The organism is Paenibacillus sp. TY11, assembly GCF_059772165.1.
On sequence record NZ_JCBAIQ010000009.1, the window covers coordinates 250360 to 256463 of the forward strand.

General features: G+C 45.4%; 7 protein-coding genes and 1 pseudogene. 6 read left to right on the plus strand and 2 right to left on the minus strand.

Features of this window, described 5'->3' with window-relative positions; all coding sequences use genetic code 11:
• Nucleotides 1-13 precede the first annotated feature (13 nt).
• From thrC to AC6EJC_RS12805, 4 genes are all read left to right on the plus strand, one after another.
• A complete protein-coding gene (thrC, locus tag AC6EJC_RS12790; RefSeq protein WP_444954273.1) occupies nucleotides 14-1405 on the plus strand; it encodes a threonine synthase in 1392 nt (463 codons plus the stop codon).
• Between the two features lie 381 nt (nucleotides 1406-1786).
• Entirely contained in the window at nucleotides 1787-3163 is a 1377-nt protein-coding gene (gene gdhA / locus AC6EJC_RS12795) for an NADP-specific glutamate dehydrogenase (protein ID WP_190297738.1), read from the plus strand.
• A 281-nt stretch (nucleotides 3164-3444) separates the two neighbouring features.
• Entirely contained in the window at nucleotides 3445-3837 is a 393-nt protein-coding gene (locus AC6EJC_RS12800) for a MarR family winged helix-turn-helix transcriptional regulator (protein ID WP_272640926.1), read from the plus strand.
• Nucleotides 3838-3886: 49 nt separating this feature from the next.
• Nucleotides 3887-4540 (plus strand): nitroreductase family protein, encoded by a 654-nt coding sequence (locus tag AC6EJC_RS12805; RefSeq protein ID WP_348620279.1) that lies wholly within the window; start codon nucleotides 3887-3889, stop codon nucleotides 4538-4540.
• A gap of 131 nt (nucleotides 4541-4671) precedes the next feature.
• Here the strand turns inward: AC6EJC_RS12805 and AC6EJC_RS12810 are convergent.
• A pseudogene (locus tag AC6EJC_RS12810) lies at nucleotides 4672-5184 on the minus strand (RDD family protein); the annotation flags it as partial.
• Between AC6EJC_RS12810 and AC6EJC_RS12815 the strand changes: the two are divergent.
• Nucleotides 5126-5386 (plus strand): hypothetical protein, encoded by a 261-nt coding sequence (locus AC6EJC_RS12815; protein ID WP_444954283.1) that lies wholly within the window; start codon nucleotides 5126-5128, stop codon nucleotides 5384-5386. The pseudogene AC6EJC_RS12810 and the gene AC6EJC_RS12815 overlap by 59 nt on opposite strands.
• 275 nt (nucleotides 5387-5661) lie before the next feature.
• On the plus strand, nucleotides 5662-5814 hold the full coding sequence (locus AC6EJC_RS12820) for a hypothetical protein (RefSeq protein WP_444954274.1): 153 nt from the start codon (nucleotides 5662-5664) through the stop codon (nucleotides 5812-5814).
• A 113-nt stretch (nucleotides 5815-5927) separates the two neighbouring features.
• Here the strand turns inward: AC6EJC_RS12820 and AC6EJC_RS12825 are convergent.
• On the minus strand, nucleotides 5928-6104 hold a 177-nt coding region (locus AC6EJC_RS12825; RefSeq protein WP_444954282.1), incomplete at its 5' end, for a transposase.

Here is a 6104-nt window from a genome sequence, read left to right on the forward strand (position 1 = left end):
TTGGGGGATGTATATGAGATATATAAGCACTAGAGGTCGAGTAGAAGCCAAGGGATTTATTGATACCGTGCTCATGGGGTTAGCTGACGATGGAGGTCTGATGGTACCTGAGCAGATTCCGACCGTGTCGGCAGCTACGTTAGAGCAATGGGCTACATTGAGCTACAGAGAGTTGCTGCTGGAAGTTTTTGCGCTGTATATCAATGATGAGATTCCTCGTGAAGATTTGGAACAGCTGGTGGAGCGCAGTTATGCGAGCTTCCGTCATCCAGAAGTTACGCCAGTGAAGAAGATCAACGATTCCCTGTCTATTTTGGAGCTGTTCCACGGGCCTACGTTCGCGTTCAAGGATGTGGCGCTGCAATTTATGGGTGAGTTTTATTCCTACGTGTCCAAGAAGCAGAATGAGATCATTCACATTTTGGGTGCAACCTCAGGTGATACCGGGGCGGCAGCGATTCAGGGCGTGCGTGGCAAGGAAGGCATTAAAATCTGTATTTTGCATCCACACCAAAAGGTGAGCAAGGTACAAGAGCTGCAAATGACGACAGTTGACGATGAAAATGTACTGAATCTGTCCGTAAAAGGGAACTTTGACGATTGTCAGAAGGTCATTAAGGACCTGTTTGCCGATCTGGATTTCAAAGCTAAACATCATTTGCGGGCAATTAACTCGATTAACTTTGTGCGCATTTTGGCGCAAACCGTATATTACTTTTATGCTTATTTCCGAGCGCAGGAGTCTGCCGGTACGAAAAAGATTAATATCAGCGTGCCATCCGGCAACTTTGGCAATATCTTTTCTGGCTTTCTTGCGAAAAAAATGGGCTTGCCGATCCATAAGCTGATCATTGCCACCAATGAAAATAATATTTTGGAGCGCTTCGTGAAGACAGGCGAATACAAGCCAGGTGACTTCAAAAGCACATACAGTCCTTCGATGGACATTCAGGTGGCGAGCAATTTCGAAAGATATCTGTATTACTTCCTTGGAGAAGATGCAGCCAAGGTATCTGAATACATGAATAACCTCAAAACCGAGGGACGGATTGTGATCGGTCCAGAGGATTTACAACGAGTACAGCAGGATTTTGAAGCTCTGGGTGCTTCGAATGAGCAGTGTCTTGAGCTGATCAAGAAATACAAGGCCGAATACGATTATTTACTGGACCCGCATACGGCTTGCGGTATTGCCGCGTATGAGGCGTATAATGGCGCGGACGACGTTTGTGTGACCTTTGCGACAGCGCATCCGGCCAAATTTGATGAAGCCATCCGTCTGGTGGACATCAAGCAGGAGTTCCCAGCGCAAATTGAACAATTGTTCTCCAAGTCGCAGCATCAGCAGGTGGTAGAGCATGACGAGGCAGAAATTGTGCGTCAGCTTGAAGCCTTTTATGTGTAAAAGAATGGGAAAGGAGGCTACGCCCTGCGCGCTAGCCTCTTTTTTATTTCCATATTTTCCAGATATGCTGTATGTTTTAGTTTCAATTTGTTCACATTATAATGCCATGTGGAGTAAGGTGTTAGGGTCTTAGAAATCGTGAAAAAAGCCTGTGAATCAAGGGATTTAACTTTAGGAAACTAACAGACAATGAGAGGTTCATAGAGTTATTTGATGAAGGATACAAAAATTTTTTATAGGCGAATTAGATGTATTATTATAAAAAATCATGTATAGTTAACTAAATTTTATGAATACATAAAGTTCCACTCTCGAAGGTGCAGAATAACGTCGTTCCGTCATTTAACAGAGGGGCTAATTATAAAAGGGGTGTATTAAATAATGACCATGATCCGTCCAGAGCAGAGTCAACAAGCAGCAGCCGAATACGTGCAGTCCGTTTTTGAGAAGGTTATCGCGCGCAATCCTCATGAGAATGAATTCCATCAGGCCGTCAAGGAAATATTGGATTCGCTAATTCCGGTATTGGCTAAGCACCCTAAGTATATGCAGCAGGGGCTTCTGGAACGGCTAGTGGAGCCGGAGCGAGTCATTACCTTCCGTGTACCTTGGGTGGATGATGCGGGGGTTGTACAGGTCAACCGCGGCTTCCGCGTGCAGTTTAACAGTGCGATAGGGCCTTATAAAGGTGGACTTCGCTTCCATCCGTCTGTATATCTGGGAATCGTCAAATTTTTGGGTTTTGAGCAGATTTTCAAAAATGCATTGACGGGTCTTCCCATCGGTGGTGGTAAAGGCGGTTCGGATTTTGATCCCAAAGGGAAATCAGATAACGAAGTGATGCGTTTTACACAAAGCTTCATGACTGAGTTGTATAAATATATTGGTCCAGATGCCGACGTTCCGGCTGGGGATATTGGAGTAGGTGGCCGCGAGATCGGTTACATGTTCGGACAATACAAGCGGATTCGCGGAGGACATGAAGGTGGCGTCCTGACGGGTAAAGGGATTCATTACGGAGGCAGTCTCACACGTACGGAAGCGACTGGCTACGGTTGTGTATATTTTGTAAACGAGATGTTGCAGGCGCAGGGATCGTCCTTTGAAGGAAAACGCGTCGTCGTGTCGGGCTCGGGGAACGTATCCATTTATGCGATTGAAAAAGCACAGCAGCTCGGTGCTACAGTCGTGGCATGTAGTGACTCGAATGGCTACATCTATGATCCAGACGGTATCGATCTGAAGCTGGTTAAGCAGCTGAAAGAAGTGAACCGTCTGCGGATTAGTGAGTATACTCAAGAGCGTCCAGGCGCAATCTATACAGAAGGCTGTTCGGGGATCTGGTCGATCCCATGCGACATCGCACTGCCATGCGCAACACAGAATGAAATTGACGAGCAAGCAGCCCAGCTGCTGGTAAGTAATGGTGTAAAAGCTATAGGCGAAGGTGCCAATATGCCATCCTCGCTCCAGGCCATTGAAGTGTTTTTGGACAATGGGGTTCTGTTTGGACCAGCCAAGGCAGCCAATGCAGGCGGAGTAGCGGTCTCGGCGCTTGAAATGTCGCAGAACAGCATGCGCCTTTCATGGACCTTTGAGGAAGTGGATGCCAAGCTGCATGATATTATGAAAAATATCTATGCTAACAGCGTGAAGGCGGCTGAGGAATACGGCGTGCCAGGCAATCTGGTTGTCGGAGCCAATATCGCAGGATTTGTGCGTGTGGCCGACGCAATGCTGTCCCACGGGATTGTCTAGCTAAACAGAACACCTCCTTGTTTCTATTGCACTCAACTATTTAATAAGCAAGCTAATGAAAGTAGAAGCTGAGCGGCTCTGTGTGAGTCGCTCAGCTTTTATTTCGAAAGAGGCACTTTATTTTTCTCAGGGACTTGATTTATTTTTAAAGAGGATGTATATTACTTGATAGATCAATAATTGATGGATCAAAAGGTTAGAACACGAAGCCCAGCGATATGCTTAAGGGAGGAGAGATTGATATCACCCAGACACCATCCGAGGCTGAGTATATTTTTGAGATGTTGCTGCTACTGAACAAGCAGATGAGCTCCAAGTTTGAGCGTTGTGCAGGAGTCAGCGCATCCAGATTGCAGCTATTGTGCAAGTTGTATCAGGTGGAGGAGATTAGTCAAACTCTGCTGCAAAAAGAGGTTGGCATTGACGGTGCAGCAGTAACGCGTCATTTGAAACAACTGGAAGCGACAGCAATGGTCACACGACGCACCAAGCCAGAGGACAACAGGGTTACCTTGGTAAGCCTGACCGATTATGGGCGTGCGCGCATTGTCATCTTTAAGCAGGAGCGCTCGCAGTTTGTAGCCCAGCTGCTACAGAGCTTCGACGAGACCCAGCGGCACCAGCTAGCTGATATGCTGCAAGTTATGAATAGTCATATATCCGATATGGACTGACCAAAATTTTAATATTACTACATCCCCAGGGGAATAAGGAGAGATTTGAATGAGTAATGCGAGCACATCCAATATTGTAAAAACGAATGATTTTAAAGAAATCGCACTGGGACGCCGTTCGGTAAAAGTATACGATCCATCCGTGAAGATCAGCCGCGAGGAAATGACAGAGATTTTGACGGAAGCTACACGCGCACCATCTTCCATTAACCTGCAACCTTGGCGTTTCCTCGTGATTGACAGCCCTGAAGGTAAAGCAACACTGGCGCCATTGGCCCGTTTCAACCAACGTCAAGTGGAAACCTCTTCGGCAGTTATCGCTGTGTTTGGAGATTTGAACAACTTTGATAATTTCGAACAGATTTTTGGAGAAGCTGTAGAACTGGGCTATATGCCGAAAGACATTAAAGAAATGCAACAGGAAAAAGTGGCAGCCCATTTTGCAGCGCTTGATCCAGTTGTGAACAAAGAAACGGTTCTGATCGACGGTGGTCTGGTATCCATGCAGCTTATGCTGGTGGCGCGCGCTCATGGCTACGACACCAACGCTATCGGTGGTTATGAAAAGGATAAAATTGCTGAAGCCTTTGGTCTGGAAAAAGATCGTTATGTACCTGTCATGCTTATTTCCATGGGTAAAGGAATCAACGAGGGTCATCCGTCCACACGTTTGCCTATTGATCAAATTGCACAGTGGAAATAAAGGAAAAGAGCTAACATCTAAACGCAAAATAAAAAACAGGCGGACAAAGGAACTCCCTTTGCTTCGCCTGTTTTTTATTTGCTTAGATGAAACGCAGATCACGGGGCTTTATCACGTTGTCAGTCTTCCAATTATGATTTCACCGTATTGGCTCCCGACGTCTCTGCAGGGTCAGCGATGTCACTCTGAGGACGGTGATAGTGCTTGGGCCATGTAATTTTGTGCGAAGTATGGCTAAGCTCCTCATAATATAGCGGGTCTTTCTTGAATAGGCGTATGACCAGATGGAAAAAGAACCATCCGTTAATCACCAACAATAAGAAGCTGATCAGAACACTTACCCATGGAGAGACTTGAGACCACAGCACAGGTCCACTCAGTAAGTAATTAAGCCCAAAATACAACCAGTACAAGAGACTGTAACGTTTTATAAGCTCCCACAGGGAAATCCGTTGTCCTGTCCCTGTAAGATGAATACGCACCAGCCATTTCCCTGGAGTTCGTCCATTCGTCAGGTAAGGAACCACCATAAAGTATACCCCACTGGTAACCCAGAAAGCAGCAGGGACATGCAGGGACTCCATTATGCCCAGTAGCCCGGTCCATACGATAGAATCCACGAAAAAGGCTACGCCCCGTCGGGTACCTACTGTTACAAACGGTGCAAACAGCCCAGGTTCTGTCACTTTTAGGGTTGTAGATGATACAGGCGCGCAAGTAGGAAGTACCAAAACAGTTGCGGCAGGAAAATCTGTAGAACTTGATACGATACCTTGGAATGCCGGAGACTATACCCTGCAAGGAAAAGCAAGTAAAACGGGATATTATAATATTACGATTGATTAAGGAGTTGAATTATGGTTAATAGTAAAATCAAGAAAATTGGTGTAATTGGTGTGATTTTCGTTACGTTAACCATTATTTTGTTTGTTCTTATCAAGTTTATCAAAATGTAGAAACAGTCCATAATTACTTCTCTCCTAAGATAACGTCAGTTATGGCTATAGAAAAAGAAACAATGGAATAGTGTTAAATTTGATGGTCAAGATTCCATCAAATTTGATAGTGTTTTTTGGGATAAGACAATCATAAATGATGCAAACAGTGCAGGTAATGCACTTATGAGAGTTAAAGATGAAAAAGGAAATGTCGTAATTGATGAGTTTCAAGTGTCTCCTGGGAATAGCAAACAATTAAGTGGTTTAAATAAAGATCAACAGTATTACTTTGAGATCAAAGCGCCAAAAGGACAATTCATCATCAATGCAATATAGTGAAAGAAGGGCATCCCTTGGGATGCTCAGATTGTCGAGAAACCCCGTCTTTTTGAGACGCGGGTTCTTTTTCTTTACATAATAATGGTCTGGTATCTGGGAGAAACGGGGTGTTACCCCTGTTTCTCCAGGCGATCCAGGTGGATCGCCATCTTCTTCATGTTCTGCACGGTTGCCGTCATGAGGGCTTGTTCCCTGACGTTCGGAAGTCCGCGCAAACGGCAATAGCGAAACCCATGGAGCTCTTTGGCATCCGCGAAGCTTCGCTCAATCGTCTCTTTTCGTTTACG

Bases quoted from the DNA above. Each gene is read 5' to 3' on its own strand.
- thrC (WP_444954273.1), top strand. From the start codon at position 14: ATGAGATATATAAGCACTAGAGGTCGAGTAGAAGCCAAGGGATTTATT.
- gdhA (WP_190297738.1), top strand. From the start codon at position 1,787: ATGACCATGATCCGTCCAGAGCAGAGTCAACAAGCAGCAGCCGAATAC.
- AC6EJC_RS12800 (WP_272640926.1), top strand. From the start codon at position 3,445: ATGTTGCTGCTACTGAACAAGCAGATGAGCTCCAAGTTTGAGCGTTGT.
- AC6EJC_RS12805 (WP_348620279.1), top strand. From the start codon at position 3,887: ATGAGTAATGCGAGCACATCCAATATTGTAAAAACGAATGATTTTAAA.
- AC6EJC_RS12815 (WP_444954283.1), top strand. From the start codon at position 5,126: ATGCCCAGTAGCCCGGTCCATACGATAGAATCCACGAAAAAGGCTACG.
- AC6EJC_RS12820 (WP_444954274.1), top strand. From the start codon at position 5,662: ATGAGAGTTAAAGATGAAAAAGGAAATGTCGTAATTGATGAGTTTCAA.